Source organism: Bordetella bronchialis, from assembly GCF_001676705.1.
Lineage (GTDB): Bacteria > Pseudomonadota > Gammaproteobacteria > Burkholderiales > Burkholderiaceae_B > Bordetella_C > Bordetella_C bronchialis.
In genome coordinates this window covers 580737-601725 of sequence record NZ_CP016170.1, presented here as the reverse complement: position 1 = coordinate 601725, position 20989 = coordinate 580737, and the positions used below count along the sequence as shown (strand labels likewise).

Annotated in this window: 16 protein-coding genes; 6 read left to right on the top strand and 10 right to left on the bottom strand. The window is 67.8% G+C overall.

The window, feature by feature from the left end; translation table 11 throughout:
- Positions 1 to 3 precede the first annotated feature (3 nt).
- Both BAU06_RS02610 and BAU06_RS02605 read left to right on the top strand, forming a co-directional pair.
- Positions 4 to 561: a TRAP transporter small permease gene (locus tag BAU06_RS02610; protein ID WP_082993489.1), complete on the top strand. Its 558-nt coding sequence runs from the start codon at positions 4 to 6 to the stop codon at positions 559 to 561.
- On the top strand, positions 552 to 1841 hold the full coding sequence (locus tag BAU06_RS02605) for a TRAP transporter large permease (RefSeq protein ID WP_066344005.1): 1290 nt from the start codon (positions 552 to 554) through the stop codon (positions 1839 to 1841). Before BAU06_RS02610 ends, BAU06_RS02605 begins: the two co-directional genes overlap by 10 nt.
- Here the strand turns inward: BAU06_RS02605 and BAU06_RS02600 are convergent.
- From BAU06_RS02600 to BAU06_RS02585, 4 genes are read right to left on the bottom strand one after another with little or no spacing between them, the layout of a single operon-like run.
- Positions 1832 to 2560, bottom strand: coding sequence for a phosphatase PAP2 family protein (locus BAU06_RS02600; protein ID WP_066344004.1), 729 nt, complete (start codon positions 2558 to 2560; stop codon positions 1832 to 1834). The two genes, BAU06_RS02605 and BAU06_RS02600, sit on opposite strands and share 10 nt — an antisense overlap.
- Before the next feature lie 56 nt (positions 2561 to 2616).
- Positions 2617 to 3999 (bottom strand): sensor histidine kinase, encoded by a 1383-nt coding sequence (locus BAU06_RS02595; RefSeq protein ID WP_066344003.1) that lies wholly within the window; start codon positions 3997 to 3999, stop codon positions 2617 to 2619.
- On the bottom strand, positions 3996 to 4712 hold the full coding sequence (locus tag BAU06_RS02590) for a response regulator transcription factor (protein WP_066344000.1): 717 nt from the start codon (positions 4710 to 4712) through the stop codon (positions 3996 to 3998). Before BAU06_RS02590 ends, BAU06_RS02595 begins: the two co-directional genes overlap by 4 nt.
- A gap of 21 nt (positions 4713 to 4733) precedes the next feature.
- Positions 4734 to 6149 carry an FAD-binding oxidoreductase gene (locus tag BAU06_RS02585; RefSeq protein WP_066343995.1) on the bottom strand — a complete coding sequence of 472 codons (1416 nt, stop codon included), beginning with the start codon at positions 6147 to 6149 and terminating at the stop codon, positions 4734 to 4736.
- Between the two features lie 405 nt (positions 6150 to 6554).
- Between BAU06_RS02585 and BAU06_RS02580 the strand changes: the two genes are divergently transcribed.
- The gene (locus BAU06_RS02580; protein ID WP_066343994.1) at positions 6555 to 7952 is read left to right on the top strand and encodes a phosphomannomutase/phosphoglucomutase; all 1398 of its coding nucleotides are present in this window, start codon (positions 6555 to 6557) and stop codon (positions 7950 to 7952) included.
- A gap of 121 nt (positions 7953 to 8073) precedes the next feature.
- On the opposite strand, the gene BAU06_RS02575 is transcribed toward BAU06_RS02580, so the two are convergent.
- The 3 genes from BAU06_RS02575 to coq7 form a co-directional block, all read right to left on the bottom strand.
- The gene (locus tag BAU06_RS02575; protein WP_066343993.1) at positions 8074 to 9099 is read right to left on the bottom strand and encodes an SDR family oxidoreductase; all 1026 of its coding nucleotides are present in this window, start codon (positions 9097 to 9099) and stop codon (positions 8074 to 8076) included.
- 24 nt (positions 9100 to 9123) lie between these two features.
- Entirely contained in the window at positions 9124 to 10401 is a 1278-nt protein-coding gene (tviB, locus tag BAU06_RS02570; RefSeq protein WP_156770132.1) for a Vi polysaccharide biosynthesis UDP-N-acetylglucosamine C-6 dehydrogenase TviB, read from the bottom strand.
- Between the two features lie 564 nt (positions 10402 to 10965).
- The gene (gene coq7 / locus BAU06_RS02565; RefSeq protein WP_066343991.1) at positions 10966 to 11643 is read right to left on the bottom strand and encodes a 2-polyprenyl-3-methyl-6-methoxy-1,4-benzoquinone monooxygenase; all 678 of its coding nucleotides are present in this window, start codon (positions 11641 to 11643) and stop codon (positions 10966 to 10968) included.
- 148 nt (positions 11644 to 11791) lie between these two features.
- Here coq7 and BAU06_RS02560 point away from each other — a divergent pair, with 148 nt between their 5' ends.
- The 3 genes from BAU06_RS02560 to BAU06_RS02550 are packed head-to-tail and all read left to right on the top strand — an operon-like array spanning position 11792 to position 13538.
- The gene (locus tag BAU06_RS02560; protein WP_066343989.1) at positions 11792 to 12238 is read left to right on the top strand and encodes an OsmC family protein; all 447 of its coding nucleotides are present in this window, start codon (positions 11792 to 11794) and stop codon (positions 12236 to 12238) included.
- A 14-nt stretch (positions 12239 to 12252) separates the two neighbouring features.
- Complete coding sequence (locus BAU06_RS02555; RefSeq protein WP_066343983.1) at positions 12253 to 13047, top strand: thymidylate synthase; 795 nt, start codon at positions 12253 to 12255, stop codon at positions 13045 to 13047.
- On the top strand, positions 13044 to 13538 hold the full coding sequence (locus tag BAU06_RS02550) for a dihydrofolate reductase (RefSeq protein WP_066343982.1): 495 nt from the start codon (positions 13044 to 13046) through the stop codon (positions 13536 to 13538). Before BAU06_RS02555 ends, BAU06_RS02550 begins: the two co-directional genes overlap by 4 nt.
- Positions 13539 to 13630: 92 nt before the next feature.
- On the opposite strand, the gene BAU06_RS02545 is transcribed toward BAU06_RS02550, so the two are convergent.
- From BAU06_RS02545 to BAU06_RS02535, 3 genes are all read right to left on the bottom strand, one after another.
- Entirely contained in the window at positions 13631 to 16072 is a 2442-nt protein-coding gene (locus BAU06_RS02545) for a hypothetical protein (RefSeq protein ID WP_156770131.1), read from the bottom strand.
- 154 nt (positions 16073 to 16226) lie between these two features.
- Positions 16227 to 18989 (bottom strand): hypothetical protein, encoded by a 2763-nt coding sequence (locus BAU06_RS02540; RefSeq protein ID WP_066343980.1) that lies wholly within the window; start codon positions 18987 to 18989, stop codon positions 16227 to 16229.
- 394 nt (positions 18990 to 19383) lie between these two features.
- Positions 19384 to 20859 (bottom strand): aminotransferase-like domain-containing protein, encoded by a 1476-nt coding sequence (locus BAU06_RS02535; protein WP_066343978.1) that lies wholly within the window; start codon positions 20857 to 20859, stop codon positions 19384 to 19386.
- Between the last annotated feature and the right edge of the window lie 130 nt (positions 20860 to 20989).

Here is a 20989-nt window from a genome sequence, read left to right as displayed (position 1 = left end):
GCCATGCTGGCGAGTTCCCAGGAACAGGCGGTGCCGGCGGCGGGCCGCGCCGGCGGCGCGCGGCTGCTCGATGCCTATACCCGCTGCTGCAGGACGCTGGCGCGGCTGTGCATGTGGGTCAGCGTGGCCGGGCTGGTCTGCCTGATCGCCGCGGTCGGCTTCCAGATCTTCGGCCGCCATGTGCTGAACCGCACGCCCACGTGGGCGGAAAGCATCGCGATGCTGCTGGTGCTGTACGTCACCATGCTGGGCGCCGCGGTGGGCGTGCGCGACGCCGGCCACATCGGCTTCGAGTCGCTGCTGGAGGCCCTGCCCCCGGCCGGCAAGCGCCGCATGGAGATCTTCATCCATGCACTGGTCTGCCTGTTCGGCGGGATGATGGCGTGGAACTGCGCCATCCTGGCCGGCTCCGTGGCGGACTACATGATGCCGAACCTGGGCATTTCAGAAGGCTGGAAGTACCTGCCGGCCACCTTGTCGGGTGGACTGATCGCCCTGTTCTCCATCGAGCACATCGTGGCGCTGCTGCGCAATCAGGAGGTCATCCCGGCATGGCGCTGACTCTGCTTTCCGTCTCCTTCCTGGGCTTCCTGGTGATCGGGGTGCCCGTGGCCTTCGCCATCGGACTGGCGTCCATCTCGGCCATTCTGTATGAGGACCTGCCCGTCGCGGTCGCCTTCCAGCAGATGACGTCGGGAATGAATGCGTTTTCCTTCCTGGCGATTCCCTTCTTTATCTTCACCGGCGAGCTGATGCTGTACGGCGGTATCGCCGACCGCATCGTCAACTTCGCGCGTTCGCTGGTCGGCCATGTGCGCGGCGGGCTGGGCATGTCCAATGTGGTGGCCTGCACGCTGTTCGGCGGCGTATCGGGCTCGCCCGTGGCCGACGTGTCGGCCATGGGTTCGGTGATGATCCCCATGATGAAGCGCGAGGGCTATCACGCCGACTACGCCGTCAACGTCACCACGCACGCGGCGCTGGTGGGCGCGCTGATGCCCACCAGCCACAACATCATCATCTATACACTGGCGGCGGGCGGCAAAGTGTCGATCGCGGCGCTGATCGCGGCCGGCCTGCTGCCGGCGCTGATCCTGACGGTATGCAACCTGGCCGCCGCGTACTTCGTGGCGCGCCATCGCGGCTACGCGGCCGGCGCCTTCCCCGGCTGGAGCATCGTCCTGCGCTCGCTGCTGGCCGCCCTGCCCGGACTCTTCGTGGTGGTGGTCATCATCGCCGGCATCCTCAGCGGCGTCTTCACCGCCACGGAGTCCGCGGCGGTGGCGGTCATCTACGCGCTGGCCCTGACGGTGCTGGTCTACCGGACGCTGACCTGGACGCAATTCGTGCGCGCCGCGGCCAAGGCGGTCAAGACGACCGGCGTGGTGCTGCTGCTGATCGGCATCTCCGCCACTTTCGGCTACCTGATCAGCTTTTATGGCGTGGCGGAGAAAACCGGCGATCTGCTGGCGTCCATATCGACCAGTCCCTGGGCCATCTTCCTGATGGTCAATATCGTGCTGTTCCTGCTGGGCACCTTCCTGGACATGGCCGCGACGATATTGATCTGCACGCCCATCTTCCTGCCGATCTGCATGCAGTACGGCATGGGCCCGGTGCAGTTCGGGATGGTGATGCTGCTGAATTGCGCGCTGGGCTTGAACACCCCGCCGGTGGGCACCACGCAGTTCGTGGGCTGCGCCATCGGCGAGGTCTCCGTGGGCGCGGTCATGCGCACCATCTGGCCGTTCTACGGCACGCTGCTGGCGGCGCTGGCGCTGGTCACCTATGTGCCCGCCTTCTCGCTATGGCTGCCAGGTGTCCTGCTGGGTCACGGATAGGCGCGCGCCCGCCGCACGATCAGCGGGTAGAACAGCAGGCTGGCCACGCACCACATTATGCAGGCCGACCAGATGGTCTGGCTGAAGAAGTGCGCGCCTTGCATCACGCGCACCACGGCGAACAGCAAGCCCGCGCCCACGCCGATGGCCAGGCCGATCCAGCGCCAGGCGGCGCGGCCCATGGCCCAGCCCGCGAAGTAGAGCGACAGCATGGCATAGCCGGCACCCGCATGATTGCTGGGCAAGGCGCCACCCGCCTCGCGCCGGCTGGTGGCCCAGAAATGGTCCGGATAGCCCGCATAGCCGCCGAACATGCTCAGGTTATAGGGCCGCGGCAGCGCGGTGTAGTGCTTCAGCTCCAGAATGATCACCTGCCCCAACGCGCAGGTCAGCGCGATGGCCCAGAACGCGCCGCGCCAGCGGCGCAGCGGTGGAAACCAATGGCTGGCGATGGCCGCGGCCAGGGCCGCGATGGCGACGCCCACCGGCAGCACGAGCACAACGCGATGGCCCAGGACCTCCAGCAGGCGCGACATGCGCCAGGGGAAGCCGTTGGCGGCCGCGTCGAAGAACAGGCGCGATATCGCCAGGTCCAGCCCGGACAGATTGACGGCTTCGGCCAGCAGCGCCAGCAACAGCGTCACGCCCAGGACGTGGGTCAACAGGTAGGTTTCAACGCGTATCGCGCCGGCGGAAGACGCCGAGACATTGGAATGCATGGACAGCCCAGGAAACGGGATCCCGGCACACTACGCACCGCCGCATCGAATAATTGTCAAATCGCGCGCGCCGGCGCGGCCGTGGGCGCCGGCAGCTCGCCATCGCGGCCGGCCTCCGCGCCCGCGAAACGCAGGGTGAAACAGGTGCCGTGCCGGGCCGCATCCACCCAGGATTCCACGCTCAGGCTCCAGCCCTGCATATCGCAGACCCGCTTGGCGATGGCCAGGCCCAGGCCCCGTTCCAGCGCCTGGGCGGCCTCGGCTTCGTCGCCGCCCTGGCCCTGGGTGTCCCGGCGCCGCACGCTGTAATAGCGCTCGAAGACGAACGGCAGGTCGTCCGCCGGAATGCCCTTGCCGTTGTCGCGGACTTCCAGTCCGTCCTCGATGACGCTGACCGTCAACGTGGCGGGCGCCGCATGTTCCACGGCATTGCGGATCAGATTGCGCAGCACGGTCAGCAGGGCATAGCGATCGAGCAGACGCACCGTGCCGGAGGGCACGTGGGCGTCCAGGCCCAGGCCAGCCTGTTCCGCATAAGGCTCCAGCCCCTGCCAGGCCGCCGCCAGGCACTCCGACAAGTCCACCGGTTCAGGCGCGCGCGGCTTGTCGCGCGCCATAGCGCGGGCGCTTTCCAGCGCGGCGGCCACGCTGTCGACGTTCTTCACGATGCGGTTCAGCCGCGTGCGCTGGTCGGCGTTGATGGAAGACGCCAGCAGCATGAGTTCGCCGTCGCTGCGGATGGCCGCCAGCGGCGTGCGCACCTCGTGGCTCAGATTGGCGGCGAATTCGCGTTCGCGCGCAAGGGAACGGTCGACCTGGTTCTGCACGCGATTGAAGGCTTCCACCAGCCGGCCGGCCTCGTCGTTGCGCTCCACCGCCAGGTCCGGCGATCCGGGCGCCCAGGTGGACAGGCGGTCCGTCAAGGTCAGCATGGGGCCCACCGCCAGGTAGGCAACCTTGCGCGCCACGCCATAGGCGGCGACGATGCAGATCACCCCCAGGCCCAGCACGATCAGGCCGAAGTCGAACACGCGGTCCTCGTTGTCGGTGGCGTCGTACAGCACGAAGACCCGGCGGCCACCCGTCATTTCCGCCACCACGACATGCCAGGTTTCAGGGCCCGGCTCAAGCAGGTGCAGGCCGTCATCCAGGCCTTGCATCGCCGGCGGCATCGAAGGATTGGGCTCGCCGGGCAGTTGTATCCAGGCCCGCATCGACCCGCCCAGTTCGCGCGCGCCCCGCAGGGGCAGCATATCCTGCCCGTTTTCCACCCGCTGTATCAGCCGGTCGGTTTCGGTGGTCAGGATGTCGTTGACCAGGTCGTCTTCCATCTGGTCGAACGTCAGGTAGGCCAGGACCACCAGCACCGACACGAAAATCGACACGGTGCCGGTCAGTGCCCACACCACCCGTTGGGTCAGCGTACCGCCTGTTCTCATGCCGTGCCTTCCGGCGTGTCCACCAGCCGCCAGCCCGTGCCATGCACGGTTTCGATGCCGTCGAAGCCCGCGTCGGCCAACGCCTTGCGCAGCAGGTGCACCTGGCTGCGCAAGGCGTCCGAGGAAGGCGGCTCGCTGCCCCACAGCAGGCTTTCGAGCTCCGTGCGGGGCACCACGCGGCCGGGGTCGCGCAGCAGGGCATCCAGGATCATGCAGGATTTGCGCGTCAGGTGCACCGGCCGCCCTGCCACCGTCACGGCGCGCGTCCGGCTGTCATAGCTCAACGGCCCCCACCGGCGTACAGGGGTGCCGACCGCGCCATTGGCGCGCTGGATCAAGGCATGCAGGCGGGCTTCCACTTCCGCCAGGGCGAACGGCTTGGTCAGGTAGTCGTCCGCGCCATGGGAAAACCCCGCCAGCTTGTCGTCCAGCTCGTCGCGGGCCGTGAGCATCAGCACGGGCACGGACAGCATGTGTTCCGTGCGCAAGGTGCGCAGCACGCCGTAGCCGTCCAGGCCCGGCAGGCCGACGTCCAGGATGACCGCGTCGAAATGCTGGGATGTCAGCAGCGCGAGCGCCGCGCGGCCGTCGTAGGCCGCATCCGGGACGAAGCCTCGCGCTTCCAGGAAACTGTACAGATTCCCCGCGATGGTGGCGTCGTCCTCGACGATGAGTACGCGATAGTGCGCGGCGGACACAGGCGCGGTCGGCATGGAAATCCGGTCCCGGCCGGCCTAGGGACGCACGACCTTGCCCGGGTTCATGATGCCGGCCGGGTCCAGGGCGTTCTTGATACGGCGCATGAGCGTCAATTCCAGCGCCTCTTTGTAGCGGGGCAGCTCGTCTATCTTGAGCTGGCCTACGCCATGCTCCGCGCTGATGGAGCCGCCATGCGCGTGCACGCTATCGTGCACCACGCCGTAGATCTGCGGCTGCAGGGCCAGCAGCGCGGCTTCTTCCTGGCCTTCGGCCCGCGTGACGTTGTAATGCAGGTTGCCGTCGCCCAGGTGACCGAAGATCACGTGCCCGACGCCGGGAAAGCGCGCCTGCAGCAGCGCATTGGTGGTACGCACGAAATCGGCGATGCGCGAAATCGGCAGCGACACATCGTGCTTGATGGACTTGCCCAGTTCGGCTTCGGCCAGGGGGATGCTTTCGCGCAAGTGCCACAGCGCGCGGCTTTGCGTGATGTTTTCCGCGATGGCGGCGTCGGTGGCCAGCCCGGCCTCGATGGCCTCGCCCAGGACGGTCTCGAAGCGCTCGCGTGCGTGGGCTTCGCTTTCGCTGTCCGAGAGCTCCAGCAGGGCGAACCACGGCGACTGCGCCGATTCGCCGCCGAACGGCAGCCGCTGCTGCGGGAACAGCCGCACCACCGCCTGCAGGCAGTTGCCGGCCATCAATTCGAAACCGGTCAAGGCGGCGCCGAAGCCCTTGCGCGCGCTGCCCAGCAGCCGCACGCCGGATTCGACATCGGGCACCGCCAGCAGCGCCGTGCAGCGGGCCACCGGCAGGGGGAACAGTTTCAGCGTGGCGGCGGTGATGATGCCCAGGGTGCCTTCGCTGCCGATGTACAGGTCGCGCAGGTCGTAGCCGGTGTTGTCCTTGCGCAAACCGCGCAGGCCGTGCCAGATCTCGCCCTCGGGGGTGACGACTTCCAGGCCCAGCGTCAGGTCCCGGGTGTTGCCGTAGCGCAGCACCTGCGTGCCGCCGGCGTTGGTGGCCAGGTTGCCGCCGATGGTGCAGCTGCCTTCGGCCGCCAGGCTCAGCGGGAACAGCCGGCCGGCGGCCTCGGCGGCCTGTTGCACGGCCTGCAGCACGCAGCCGGCCTCTACCGTGATGGTGTCGTTGTCGGTGTCGATGGCGCGCACGCGATTCAGCCGGGCCAGCGACAGCACGACGGCCTTGCCGTCGTCGGCCGGCGTCGCGCCGCCGCACAGGCCGGTGTTGCCCCCTTGGGGCACCAGCGGTACGCCGTGGCTCGCGCAAAGGCGCACCACCGCTGCAACCGACTCCGCCGTATCCGGGCGCACCACCGCCAAGGCCCGCCCCCGATACCGGCCGCGCCAGTCCAGGGTGTAGGAATCGGTATCGCCGCCCGTCAGTACGTGATCGGCGCCCAGCAGGGATTGGAGTTCGGCAAGGAAAGTCATCGGCCACCCGTAATGGATAGACGCCCGATACGCGGCCGGGCGGAGTGCATATTGTAGGGGACGCGATAGGGCCGCATTTTCCGTCCCGTGCCGGGCCCGGGAGGACCCCGCCACCGCCTGTCGGCAACACCCGGTCAGGATTGTCGAGTTCCGACACATCCCCCGCGCGCGCCGCCGTGCCACAATCGCAGACGGTAAGCGCCGCCGCCCTTCCCGCCGGGCTACGCCCTGCTGCCCTGGCGGCGCCGCGCCTACAGGCGCCACCCCGATTCCGGCCATCGCCGCGTCCGCCATACGCCCTAGTGCCCGGCATTAGGCCATGCGCGCTACTGCGGTCCGGCCCTGCTTATCAGGGATAATCGCGCTTCCGTGTTTACCGAATCACTCGACCACAAAGGAACCACCGTGGGTAATGCGTCGTCTTTCCCGGCCTCCATCTTCAAGGCGTACGACATACGCGGCACCGTGCCCGACCTGCTCAATGCGCGCTTCGCCCGTGAACTGGGGCTGGCCCTGGCGGCGCTGGCGCGCGAAAAGAACATCCCGGAACTCGTGATCGGCCGCGACGGCCGCCTCAGCAGCGAAGAGTTGGCGCTGGCGCTGCAGGAAGGGCTGAACGCGGGCGGCGTCAGCACGCTGGACATCGGCCAGGTGCCCACGCCGCTGGTGTACTTCGGCGCCTATACCGAGAAAACCGGTTCGGGCGTCGCCGTCACGGGCAGCCATAACCCCCCCAAGTACAACGGCTTCAAGATGATGATGGGCGGCGCCGCGCTGTACGGCGCCGACATCCAGAACCTGCATCGCGCCATGGAAGCGGCCGGCGGCCAGGCGCCGGCGGGCGTCACGCCGGGACGCCGCCGCACCATGGACCTGGTGGACACCTATATCGAGCGCATCATCGGCGACGTGAAGCTGGCGCGCCCGATGAAGATCGCCATCGATTGCGGCAACGGCGTGGCCGGCGCCATCGCGCCCCGGTTATTCCGCGCGATGGGCTGCGACGTCACGGAATTGTTCTGCGACGTGGACGGCAACTTCCCCAATCACCACCCCGATCCGGCGGACCCCCACAACCTGGAAGACCTGATCCATTGCCTGAAGACCACGGACTGCGAACTGGGCCTGGCCTTCGACGGCGACGGCGACCGCCTGGGCGTGGTGACGAAATCCGGCGAGATCATCTGGCCCGACCGCCAGCTGATCCTGTATGCCCGCGACGTGCTGACCCGCGTGCCGGGCGGCATGATCATCTACGACGTGAAATGCAGCCGCCACGTCGGCCTGGCCGTCGAGCAGGCCGGCGGCCGGCCGCTGATGTGGCAGACCGGCCATTCCCTGGTCAAGGCCAAGCTGGCCGAAACGGGCGCGCCGCTGGCGGGCGAAATGAGCGGCCACACCTTCTTCAAGGAACGCTGGTACGGTTTCGACGACGGCCTGTACACGGGCGCGCGCCTGCTGGAAATCGTTTCGCGCGACGCCAACCCCTCCGCCGTGCTGGAAGCCCTGCCCAAGGCCCTGTCCACCCCCGAACTGAAGCTGGAAATGCAGGAAGGCGAGCCCTTCGCCCTGATCAAGGACCTGCAGCAGAAAGGCAAGTTCGACGGAGCGGTGCAGGTCGTCACCATCGACGGCGTGCGTGCCGAATACCCCGACGGCTTCGGCCTGGCCCGGCCGTCGAATACGACGCCGGTGGTGGTCCTGCGCTTCGAGGCCGACAACGAAGCCGCGCTGGCCCGCATCCAGGACGACTTCCGCAAGCAATTGCTGGCGCTGAAGCCGGACGCCAAGCTGCCGTTCTGAACGCGCGGGCGAAGGGGGAAAGCCCCCCTGCGCTGAAAAAAACACCCCCGAAGGCGGATTTCGATCCGGCTTCGGGGGTATTTTTCATGGCATCGGGGATAACGCGCCCCGCGCCGACCGGTCATCGCAGGAACTGCGTGTACCAGGGCATGGCCACTTCCAGGCCTTCGATGATGTCGTGCATGGGCGCATAGCCCAGCTGGTCGTTGGCCTTGGCGATGTCCGCCTGCGAGTGGCGCACGTCGCCCGCACGGAAGTCGCCGTAGACCGGCGCCTTGTCATACTGCACGCCATGCTTGGCGAGCAGGCGCGACAAGTGCTTGAACAGGTCGTTCAGGCTGGTGCGGGCGTTGCACGCCACGTTGTAGACCTGGTGCGCTCCGGGCTGCTGCGCCAGCGCGGCCAGCAGATTGGCCTGCACGGCGTTTTCGATGAAGCAGAAGTCGCGGCTGGTTTCGCCGTCGCCATTGATGACGACCTCTTCGCCGCGGATCATGGCGCCTATCCACTTGGGAATGACCGCCGCATACGCGCCATTGGGATCCTGCCGCTTGCCGAACACATTGAAGTAGCGCAGCCCGATGGCGCCGAAACCATAGCTGCGCGCGAAGACATCGGCGTACAGCTCGTTCACATACTTCGTCACCGCATACGGCGACAAGGGGTTGCCGATCGCCGACTCCACCTTGGGCAGGGCCGGATGGTCCCCGTAGGTGGAGCTGGAAGCCGCATACACGAAACCGTGGACGCGGGCGTCGCGCGCCGCCACCAGCATGTTCAGGAAGCCGTCCACGTTGACGGAGTTCGTGGCGATGGGGTCCTGGAGCGAACGCGGCACCGATCCCAGCGCGGCCTGATGCAACACGAAGTCGACGCCCGTGGTCGCCTTCCGGCAGGTTTCCAGGTCGCGGATATCGCCCTCTATGAAGGTGAAGCGCCCCCATTGTTCGGCCGATACCAGCTCCATGACTTCGTCCAGATTGTGCTGGTATCCCGTGGAGAGATTGTCCAGGCCCACCACCACCTGGTCGAGTTTCAGCAGCGTTTCCACGAGATTCGAGCCGATGAAGCCGGCGCAGCCCGTGACCAGCCAGGTCCGGGGCGCCTTGCGCAGGTCTTCGGTGATTTGTTGATAGCGGTGCGTCATGCTTTGCCCTTTTTCAAACGTGGATCACAGGCGCAGATCGGATTCATCGGGTTGCAGCACGTACTTCAGGTCGTACAGCACGTGCTGCGGCTTGCCGTAGGCGCGTATGCGCGCGGCGCCCAGTTCGCCGAACTGCCGGTGCGCTACCGCAAGAACGATGCCGTCATAGTGGCCGTCCGCGGGCGTGGCAACGGGTTGGATGCCGTATTCGGCCATGGCCTCGGCCGGGTCCACCCACGGATCGTGGACGTCGACCTCCACCCCGTATTCGCGCAGCTCGCGCACGATATCCACCACGCGCGTGTTGCGCAGGTCGGGGCAGTTCTCCTTGAAGGCCAGGCCCATGACCAGGACGCGCGCGCCTTGTACGTGGATGCGGCGCTTGGTCATGGCCTTGACCAGCTGCGAAACGACATAGCCGCCCATGGCGTCGTTCAGCCGCCGGCCCGCCAGGATGATCTCGGGGTGGTAGCCCAGGCTTTGGGCCTTGTGCGTCAGGTAATAGGGATCGACGCCGATACAGTGGCCGCCCACCAGGCCCGGACGGAACGGCAGGAAATTCCATTTCGTCCCGGCCGCCTGCAGCACGGCCTCGGTATCGATGCCCATTTTGTTGAAGATCAGCGCCAGCTCGTTGATCAAGGCGATGTTGACGTCGCGCTGCGTGTTCTCGATCACTTTGGCCGCCTCGGCCACGCGGATGGAAGCCGCCTTGTGGGTGCCGGCGGCGACGATTTCGCCGTACAAGGCGTCCACCAGGTCCGCGACTTCAGGCGTCGAACCGGCAGTGACCTTTTTGATGGTACTGACGCGGTGGGTCTTGTCGCCGGGGTTGATGCGCTCCGGGCTATAGCCCGCGTAGAAGTCCCGATTGAACACCAGGCCGGAAACCCGCTCCAGCACGGGCACGCATTCTTCCTCCGTGGCGCCGGGATAAACCGTGGACTCGTAGATAACGATATCGCCACGCTTCAACACCCGGCCTATGGTTTCGCTGGCCTTGCGCAAGGGCGTCAGGTCCGGCTGCTTGTAGGCGTCGATCGGCGTGGGGACGGTGACGATGTAGACGTTCGCCTGGGCCAGGCGCGCGGCATCCGCGGTGAATTCCAGGTGCGTGGCCGCCGCGAGCTCGGCATGTTCCACCTCCAGCGTGTGGTCCTGGCCGCGCTGCAATTCGTCGATGCGATGCGTATTGATGTCGAAGCCCAGCACGGGGCGCTTCTTGCCGAACTCCACGGCCAGTGGAAGGCCGACGTAACCCAGCCCCACGATGGCCAACTTGACATCCCGAATACGCAACATGAGGAATTCCTACCCTATCGATGCGCCGATTTTAGTGGAAGGGGGAGCGAACCCCCGGCGCCGACGGGGACGAGTATGCGGACCGCGTCTTGCCGCGATGCGCGGCGCGGCTGCCAGATGGGCAAGCGCCATCGCCCGGCGGGCAAAAATGGATAAAAAAAAGCCCGAGATCTGACGATCTCGGGCTAAATCCACCAAAGGAGGAGGGTGGAGGAGACAACCGTGGCATGTCGCAGAGGGTTAACCCTGGAGTACCCTCCCAGGTACCCTGTCCGCTGCCGGGGTTTTCACCGCGCCGACTGCGTTTCGACATCCGATGGACAAATCATAGCCAAACTTTTTGTGCGATGCAAGAAGAAAATTTCGCAGAATTCAACGGCGCGAAAACTGTTGCTTTTGTGCATCGCATTAATCTGGCGGGGCGAAACCGCTTGCCCACGGCCTGACGCCAGTCTGACAGCAAGCATTGTGCCATACCAGGGCGCGAACGCAAAAATCTCCACCGGGGTTAACCCTGGGCGCGGGAACTGCCCGGCGAAAGGCCGGCTTCCCCCGCCGGCAGGGCTAGATCCAATAGGCGGTTCCGGTCATGACCCGCGACAGCGCGCGCATGGCGCCGCGTACGGGCAAGGACAAGGGCGCGGCCCCGGCGCGCTCGGCGCTGACGCGATGATTGATTTCATCCTGCTTCATCTGGTCCACCACCAGGCGCGAGCGCTGGTCCTGTTCAGGCAGCCGCTTCAGGTGGCTGTCCAGGTGCGCCTCGACCTGCCGTTCCGTTTCCGCCATGAAGCCCAGGTTGCGGCGCACGCCCGTGCGGCTGGCCAGCAGTCCCAGCCCGAAGGAGCCGGCATACCAGAGCGGATTGAGCAGGCTGGGGCGGCTGCGCAACTCCGCCAGGCGGCGCTCGCACCAGGCCAGGTGGTCCACCTCTTCGGCAGCGGCCTCATGGAACATCCGCCGGGCGGACGCATCGGCGCAGCCCAGCGCCTGTCCCCGGTAGAGAGCCTGGGCGCAGATTTCGCCTACATGGTTGACGCGCATGAGCCCCGCGGCGTGCCGGCGCTCCGCGGGGGTCAGCGTTTCCGCGGCCTCGGCGCCCGCCGGATAGGGGCGGCCGGCGCTGGAGGCCCCGGCGAGCACGCGCAAGGCACGGTCGGCCTCGCCCAGGAGAGTGTCCAGGGGGCTCTTGCGGCGGACCAGGGACGGGGACACGGGGGACGACTGCGGGATGGACGGCATCGATGCTGACTCCTATAGGGGCCGGCGGCGGCGAAGCGGACCTCCGGCTCGAACGGACACATTGTAGGGAACAGCAAGGAGCGCGCCTTTCGCCGCGCGGGAACCGGCTATGATCCCCGTTTGAGTGAAGAGTTTTCAGGGTATCGACATGGAATGCACGATCGATTGGGGCGGCCCTTCGGGCATGTTGTTCGTGGCTACCTCGGGTAGCGGTCATGTTGCCGTCATGGATGGCGCCGTGGATGGCGGCGGCCATGACCTGGCGTTTCGGCCGATGGAAATGGTCTTGGCGGGCACCGGCGGCTGCACCGCCTATGACGTGGTGCTCATCCTGAAGCGCGGCCGCCACGCGGTCACCGGCTGCAACGTGAAGCTGCAGGCCGACCGGGCCGAGACCGACCCCAAGGTGTTCACCCGCATCCATTTCGCCTTTACCGTCACCGGGCACAAGCTGCCGCGCGCGGCGGTCGAGCGCGCGGTGCAGCTGTCGCACGAAAAATACTGCTCGGCCTCGGCCATGCTGGCCAAGACCGCGGAGCTGACGTTTTCCGTGGACGTGGTCGAAACCGGCGCCCCCGGCACCGACGCGAACTGAGCCCGGCAATCCCCATGCGTCAATACGAAGATTTCATGCGCCATGTGTTCGAACATGGCGTCACAAAAACCGATCGCACCGGTACCGGCACGCGATCGGTGTTCGGCTACCAGATGCGCTTCGACCTGTCGCAAGGTTTTCCGCTGGTGACCACCAAGAAGCTGCACACCAAGAGTATTTTCATCGAGCTGCTGTGGTTCCTGCGCGGCGACAGCAATGTCCGCTGGCTGCAGGAGCGCGGGGTGACCATCTGGGACGAATGGGCCGATGCCGATGGCAATCTGGGTCCGGTCTATGGCGCCCAATGGCGCTCCTGGCCGACCCCCGACGGCCGCCATATCGACCAGATCTCCCAGCTGCTGGAGCAGATCCGCCGCAATCCGGATTCACGCCGGCTCATCGTCTCGGCCTGGAACGTGGCGGACATCCCGCGGATGGCCCTGCCACCCTGCCACGCGCTGATCCAGTTCTACGTCGCGGACGGCAAGCTGTCCTGCCAGCTGTACCAGCGCAGCGCGGACATCTTCCTGGGTGTGCCGTTCAACATCGCCAGCTATGCGCTGCTGACGCACCTGGTGGCGCAGCAGTGCGACCTGGACGTCGGCGACTTCATCTGGACGGGCGGCGATTGCCATATCTATAGCAATCACTTCGAGCAGGTCCGGCTGCAGCTTTCGCGGGAACCCTATCCCTACCCCACGCTGCGCATCAAGCGCAAGCCGGCATCCCTCTTCGAATACGAATACGAAGACCTGGAGGTCGTGGACTACCAGAGCCATCCTCATATCAAGGGGGCGGTGGCCGTATGACGCGAATGACGCTGGTCGTGGCCTATGCCCGCAACCGGGTCATCGGGCGCGACAACGGCCTGCCTTGGAAGCTGCCGGGGGACCTGGCGCATTTCAAGCGGACGACGCTGGGCCACCCCATCGTCATGGGCCGCAAGACCTGGGAATCGCTGGGACGCCCGCTCCCGGGCCGTACCAACATCGTGATCAGCCGCCAGGCCGGGTACACCGCCGAAGGCGCGGTCGTGGTGCGGGATATCGACGCCGCGCTGGCCGCGGCAGCCGGATCGGACGAGGTCTTCATCATCGGCGGGGCGCAAATCTATGGCGCCGCGCTGGATCGCGCGGAGCGCATCGTGGCCACGGAAATCAAGGCGGACGTGGACGGCGATGCCTGGTTCCCGCTGCTGCCCGGTTTCCGCTGGCGGGAAGTATCCCGCGAGCCGCAAGCCGCCGAAAACGGCTACGAGTACGACTTCGTGGTGTACGAGCGGGTTCCCGGCGCGGACTGAGCCCGCCCGCGTCCAGGGATGGCCGGCTCGGCCTCGCATGCAATGGCGCTGCGGGCCGCCAGGGCGGCGCCCCCCCTACTTGGGCGCCGGTCTCATGCCAGGCGGCCGCGGCTCTGGAAGCATCGCACTACTTCCAGCCATAGCGCATCGTGCGCCAGGGCCGCCGGCCGCGGGCGATCGAGATCGCAGACGATGCCGCGCAGATCTTCACGCTCCGCGGGAGACAGTCGCTTCAGGCCCGTGGCAAAGAACCCGGACCGGTCCATGGACGCCGCCGATAGCCCCGTCGAATCCGGATGGTCCAGGGGACGGAAGCGCTGTTCCAAGGCCCACAGCCGCGTCAGCAGGCCCTCGGCCGGCGATTCCGCCTGTGCGGCGTAGCCATCGGCGGAGAAGTCCCCCGACGACGTCCGGAAGCCATCCCGCACGGTGCGGAGAAGCTCGGTGGCCGCCCGCGCGGCGGGCTCTTCCTGCACGGCGCTGCGCAGACACGCAACCAGATAAGGAGCCTGGGCAGGCTTCGCCACCTGCCTTTCCCGGGCCGATAGGCCATACACGCCTTCCCGTGTCGACAGGACCAGGCCCAGGGCATGGACGGACGGGCCCGGCATCGTGGCCAGTGCATCGCGGAATGCGGAGCGCAACAGGCGCGCGGGATCTTGTGGAATCTGCAGTTTGGTCCGGGCGATCTCCCCGCCGGCGGACCGGCATCGCGCCTGGCAGCGCTCGAAGGCGCGCATCAGCCGGGCGCGGCTTTCGCTGAAAGCGCGCAAGGCATCTGTCCGGCCGGGCGCCACGTTGGCGCCGCGGTCGCCGGGATGACCCGCGCCGGGCGTGATGCCCGGTGCGACGGTCTCGATGAAGCGTGAAGCCTGCTTCACCAATCTGGCATACGCCTCCCGCACGCGTTGCTCGTCTTCCTTGTAGGACTGGAACACGGAGAAGAACACGCGGCGCGCGCCACGGGCAATGGCGCGCCATGCGCGCATGGGGAGCGGCATGGGCGGCTGCCCGCGCGCGCCGCGCGAAAACCGTTCGTCCCATTCCCAGGACGGCGCCGCGTCCAAGGACGAGACGCCGGCCCATTCCGGAAAGCGCTTGCGGCACTGGTCCGCCACCAGGACACACAGTATCTTGCACTGGCGGCCCAGCGCCGCCTGGTCGCCAGCGTCCCCGCCATGGGCCGCCACGGTTTCCCGCAATGCCCGCATCCCGGCCCCAGCGTCCGCCACGCCCAGCCGCAGCTTCCCGGCCACGGCGCGGATGTCCGTATCCGGCAGGTCGTCCAGCAGGGCATCCAATCTCAACCGCACCGTGTCGTCGGAGGGATGCCGCACCGTGACGCCTTGCATGGAAGCCGGATCCGTGCCGGCCTTGGCCACGGGGAATATCGTGCGCAGGGCCACGGCCACGTTGCGCGCGTAATCCGCGGGCGGCACCTCGGTGCGAGCAATGCTCGCGAGGTCGTTGGCCGCCATGCCTTGCGCGCGCAAGAGCTCGGCGGTCCGTATGCGCAGGAAGTGCACCAGCAGATACTGGAAACGCGCCGTCGCCAGCGCTTCCAGGTCCCTGATCGCGTTCATCGACAGGGTGCCGTCCGCGCCGGGGTTCTCCGTGGCCCCGCGCAAGACCTGGCACACGCCCTCGAAACCCAGAGGCTTGCCGACGCGATCGCACAGGTCCGAGGCCGCCCACGCATTGCGCAGGGCGCGCAGGCCCACCGCGTCTACCGTCGCGTCCATGCGATTGGAGAACATGCCCGCCCGGGCGGGCGCCGTCATCTCGTCTTCGATCGACAGCCGCCTGTGCAAAGCCATCAGGGCCAGCGGCGGCAGGCGACGAAGAACGCGATCGGCCATGGGTTCGAGCCCATCGACGAGCGCGGTCGAACTGCCCGGACCGCCCTGGTCGTCGTTCAGATAGGCCAGCAGCATCCAGGCGCGGGTGGCCTCGCGCGCGGCGGCCAGCGTGGCGTCCGGCACATGGCGCGATCCGGTGACCGGTGCGTCGGCGGCCGGTGCCGCCGGGGGCGATGCGCCGGTAGGCGAGGTGCGCGGGGATTGCGCCTCGCCGGCCAGCATGGCGACCAGCCGGCTCAACGCCGTTTCGCCACGCGACGCCTGCTGTTCGGCGTAGCGGGCAAGGTACTGCGTGGATAGCGGCCCTGGCCTGCCTAGCGCATGCGCGGCGATCTGATGCGCGCATTCCTCGGTCAAGGGTGGAAGGGGGCGGCAGATGGGGGCGCCCGTGGCGTCGGGGACGGACGTGCGGGACGCCGGCGGCCGGCGCGGATGCAGGGTTATCCGTGCCGTGAGTTTGCGCGTGCCGGCGGCATGGGCGTCCTCGCGCGCGGTGGACTGCCGGGCTGTGGCATCCGGAACGCGCCTGCGCGCCGGCGCGGCACGCGGCGCGCCGGGCCGGGCGGCCACCAGATCGCAGCCGGCGCCCGATAGCGAAGGCGGCCGCTTCACGCTGGCGTGAAGCGATGCGCCGGCAGCGCGCGCCGTGGCGTCCGCGACAAAGCGCAAGGCCATGCCGATGCCGTCCGAGTAATCCGCCGCCGAGGCGAACGCCGTCGTTGTGGCGCCAGCGTCGATTCCCCGCCCGCCTGGATGACCGCCGTCCAGTCCTCCGGGGAGGCCGCCGGCCCACGCGGATGCCGCGCCCACCGTCACCGCACTCTCCTTTTCATGCCGCGTCGCTCCTCGCCGCCTTCTGCCCGTAACGCGTGACGGCTTTCCATAGCTCGTCCTGCGCCAGCCATGAGGGCGGGCGGCGATCCAGGTCGAGCGTGGCGACTCGCACCTGGTCGCGCAAGAGAGCCGTTGCGCGCCGCATGCCGGACTCGACGAAGCGATCCAGCGGAAGCCCGGTGCTGGCGCGCGCGGGCTCACCCAGGGATTGCCGCTCCATGGGAAGGAAGCGCTGCGCCAATGCGGTAATGTCGTCCAGCATGCGCAAATCGGCTTCCGTGGGCGTGCCGTCGGGCCCGCCAGCCGCGTCCGCGTGGCGATGCGCCAGCACGTCCAGGACCTCGACGGCGGCCCGCGTGGCCGACTCTTGCTTCAGCGTGGATTGCAAGGCGAACACCAGCGCGTGGGCCTGGGCCATGCCGAGCGGCGGTTGCCATGGCTGCTGTACCCGCTTGAACAAGCGCCCGACGAGGGACTGCGCGGGGCGGGGCCCGGCCTGATAGGTGTCGTGCATCATCTCCTGCAGTCCATACAGGCCGTTCAGCCAGTCCGGATCGAACAAAGTCCGGCCCAGGACGTCGACACGCTGGCCCGCCATGCCGCCCAGCGCGTCGAAGAATGCGGATTCGAGCAGGTGCACCGTGTTCCCCGGCAAGCCCGCTTGGGCGCGGAGCGACTTGCCCTTGGGCGACTGGCACAAGGCGTCGTACCGGCTGGCAGCCTTCATCAGGCGCGCGCCGCTCTCGTTGAATACGCGCAAGCTGCCGGCGGACCACGGCGCGGGACTATCCGCGGACCTTGCCAGGCGCGCTGTTTCGGCATTCCGCCTTGCCGCCTTCAGCGCCGATTTCAGGTCCAGTCCGGTATTGGCCTCTACGTTGGCAAGGAAGCTGGAGGCAGCCTTCACGACATCGGCGTATGCGTTGCGGAGCCGTTGGCCATCGCTTCCATCGCCGGGAAGAACGGTAAGGGACAGGCGCTGCAGGCCGCGAAGGACGGCACGCCGGAGACCCGCGATGCCGCCAGCCGAAGGCCGGGACGCACGGTGCGACAACCGCGTATCCCAATCCCACTCCCGCAGGGCCTTCAAGGCCGGAACGGCCATCGCGTCGTATTCGGCGGGCGGCAGCCTGTCCGCCAGCACCTCGCACAGGATGGTGAACTGCCTGCCCAGCGCCGCGCGTTCGGCCGGCCGCGCGGCCTGGCCTTGCACCAGCCGTCGCATATGCCGCGCCTCGGGCAGCAGATTGCGCGCCGCCGCCAGGATTTCCTGGCTGGAAAGCATGTCCACGGCGGCGGCCAGGCGCTGGCGCGCCTGGGCATCGGAGGGATATCGCGCCGTCCAGCCATCCGGCGACGACATGCCGGGCGGCAAGGTTTGATGGAGTGTGCCGGCGACGCTCGCCGCGTATTGCCCTTGCGGCAGGACAGTGGTGGCAAGGTGCACCAGTTCATTGATGGGTATGCCTTTTTCCCGCAGCATGTGGCCGGCGCGCACGCGCAACTGCCGCATCATCAGGTATTGGCAGCGTTCGATCGTCAGGCGCCCAATGTCCTGGGCGACGGCCAGCAGGGCGACCTCGTCATGGGATGCATCCGGCTTGGAAGCCGCCACGGCACCGCGCAATACCGCGCCTACCTCCTGCGGGGACAGCGGCGCCTGGACCAGCTCGCACACCTGTGATGCCGCCCACGCGCTGCGTGCCGCCGACATGCCCACGCTATTGAACAAGGTATTCGCTTGCGCCGACGCGAGGGACGATTGCGGCCCCGCGCTTAGCGCGGCATCCACCGTCAGGCGCCGGTACACGGCCCATAGCGCCTCGGGCACCAACGTATCCAGCACGGCATCGACGTGCCGGTTCAAACGGCCGATGAACAGCGCCGTATCGTCGCCGGGCGGCGCACCGGTCCGCGGCACTTCGCTGGGCGGCACTCCGCCATGCGGGGCTACGCCGTCCCGGACGCGGCCTTCGTCGCGCAGGCAGTCGGCCAGCAGCCATGCCTCGGTCGCCTGCCTTGCAAGATCGGTCTCCGGCGGCGCGGCGCCATCGTCCGCGGACGGTGCCGGAAGGCTCAACCGGTTCGCCAGCATCGCCAGGTCCGCACGGCCGCACTGCATCTGCTGCATGGCCAGCTCGCCGAGATAGGCCGACGCACGGCTGCTGGCCATTCCCCGCATCTGCCCGGCCACGTCGGCGGCCAGTGCGGCGGAACAGGAAGGCAGCGAAGGTTTGGCACCAGGCCGCGACGCATCGGTGCGGGCCGCCCGTGCCTCCTGGCCATCGGCGGGCCGCCCGCGCAGATAAATCCTGGCCGTCGTTCGCTTCCTGATGCCGGCCTCTTCGGTCAACGCGCGCGCCATGGAGCCGCTCGCGCCGTCGGCACGCGAGGAATCGGTCCTGGGTGCGTTCAAGCGCGTCATCGCGGCGCCCACTGCCTTGGCGGCCGCGGATCGCAGTTTGCTTTTGCGATGGACGGCCGGCGCCGGGATGCGATCGCCATCATGCGCCAGGGCGCTGCTGGCCCGGGCCATGGCGTCCACGGTAAAGCGCAAGGCGATGCCCGAGCCGGAACGGAGCACCGCGGCCCCCGCGCCCTGACTGGCCGGCGGCGCCGATGCGGGCATGGACGAGGCCTGGCCGTCGGCCAGCGTGCCGGCCTCGTGATCGGCACGGCCGATCTCGCACGCCAGATGTGAAGCGGAAATCAGGGCGGCCGCCCAGCCGCCCGAGGAGGAGGTAATGGTTTCAGGCATAGCGATCCTTTGCTTGCGGCAGAGCCGCGCTCCATGCCCAATACGCAACAGGCATAAGACCAATCCTGAGTACGCACTGCCTGAATGCCCATTCCGGCCAAGCCACGGAACATCCGGCACGAAAATTTTCTTTTCCGCCACGGTGGCTTTACGGGCTTGCAGGCCGCTTTCCTAGACCCCTGCAAGAGACTTGGCCATGAAAGCAATTCGCAAGATTCGCTTCCTGGGGACGATCAAGAATGAAAGGAAAACGAAAGGCGCCGCCTGCGGCCGGCGCGTTTCGCCCCGCGGACCCGTACCGCTCGACCTGCTCCATGCCAGGCCAGCGTTGAACGGCATGCGGGATTCCCCTGGCGCGGTGCTCGCCGGCGCTTCGCGCATGCCGCCCGCGGCATCATCCTGTCAGCCGCGATACGCGATCGGACGCGGCGCCCGCACCATGGATCTCCTGCCGCAGGAATCGCCATAGCCGCTCGTCATCCGAATACGCCACGTTCAGCCGGATCCACGGCAGATCGCGCTGCGCCGCGTCGAAGTACGAGCCCGGCGCCAGCCAGATGCCGTCGCGCAAGGCGCGCTCGGCCATCGCGTTGGCGCCCGCGAGCCCGCCAGCTTCCGGCAGGCGCGCCCACAGGAACAAGCCCGCGCGGGGCTCCGCGTGCAGCGGCATGCCGGTCTCCGCCAGCCGGCGCGCCACTTTGGCATGCGCCAGCGCCAGGCGCTCGCGCAGGCCGGCGACGTGCGCACGGTAGCGCCCCTCGTGCAAGGCTTCGTGCACGACGCGCTCCATGATCTCGGGCGAGGTCAGCCCCACCGCCATCTTGGTGCGCGCCATATCGCGCACCACATCGGGATGGGCGATGGCATAGCCCACGCGCACCGAAGGACTGATGACCTTGGAATAGCCGCTCAGGTAGACCACGCGACGCAAGCCGTCCAGCGCGCCCAGCACGGGCGCGACGCCGGGCGCCAGTTCGCGCGAGATATCGTCCTCGATGATCCAGCAATCCTGCTGTTCGGCGATGCGCAGTACCTGGTAGGCATTGGCCATGGCAAGGCTGGTGCCGGTGGGGTTCTGCAGGACAGTATTGATGATCATGGCGCGCGGACGATGGGCCTGCACTGCCTGTTCCAGCTCGGCGATGTCCATTCCTTCCGGCGTGCGGCGCACCGCGACGGCGTGCAGGCCGGCGAGCCGCACCAGCGCCAGCAGATTGGCGTAGCAGGGCTGCTCCACGATGACGGTGTCCCCGGGCCGCAACAGGGTGCGTATCGCGATGTCCAGCCCATGCGTGACACCCTGCGTCAGCAGCACCTGGCCGATATCCACCGGCATGCCCAGGGAGGCGGCCTGCGCGGCCACCGTCTCGCGCAAGGGCACGTAGCCATAGGGGTGCCCGTAGCCGGCGATGCGCCCGCCCGGCACGCGCGCGACATGCCGCAGGCCCAGATGCAGGCCGCCTTCGTTCAGCCATTCGCCGGGCAGCCAGCCGCAGCCGGATTTGACCGGAATCGAGTGGTCGGCGAACACGTCGGACAGCAGCCATTCGGCGCCGGGCGTGGGTGGCTCCCAGGGGCGCGGGGTCGGCGCGGACACGCCTGCCGCCACCCGCGGCGCCACGCGGTAGCCCGACCCCGGCCGCGCCAGCAGCCACCCCTGGGAGACGAGCCTGGCGTAGGCGCTGGCCACGGTAAACGTGCTGATTTCGTAGGCGCGCGCGAATTCGCGCACCGACGGCAAGGCCATGCCGGGAGCGAGCACGCGCGACTCGATGGCCCGCACGACGGCGTCGGCCACCTGTTGCACCAGGGTGGGCGCGGCGCTGCGATCGCGCAGCGGACGGAAATCCAGGGCGGGAAATTCGCTCATCGGGTGCCTGTACAGTTGTCCAGAATTCACCTGTACGGTTGGCTATTTTTGCACGGATTGTGTATTTGCAGGGACGCCACCGCCGCCGAGAATGCCTGCTGTATCCCCGCCGCCGGGTTACGCGGGCAGC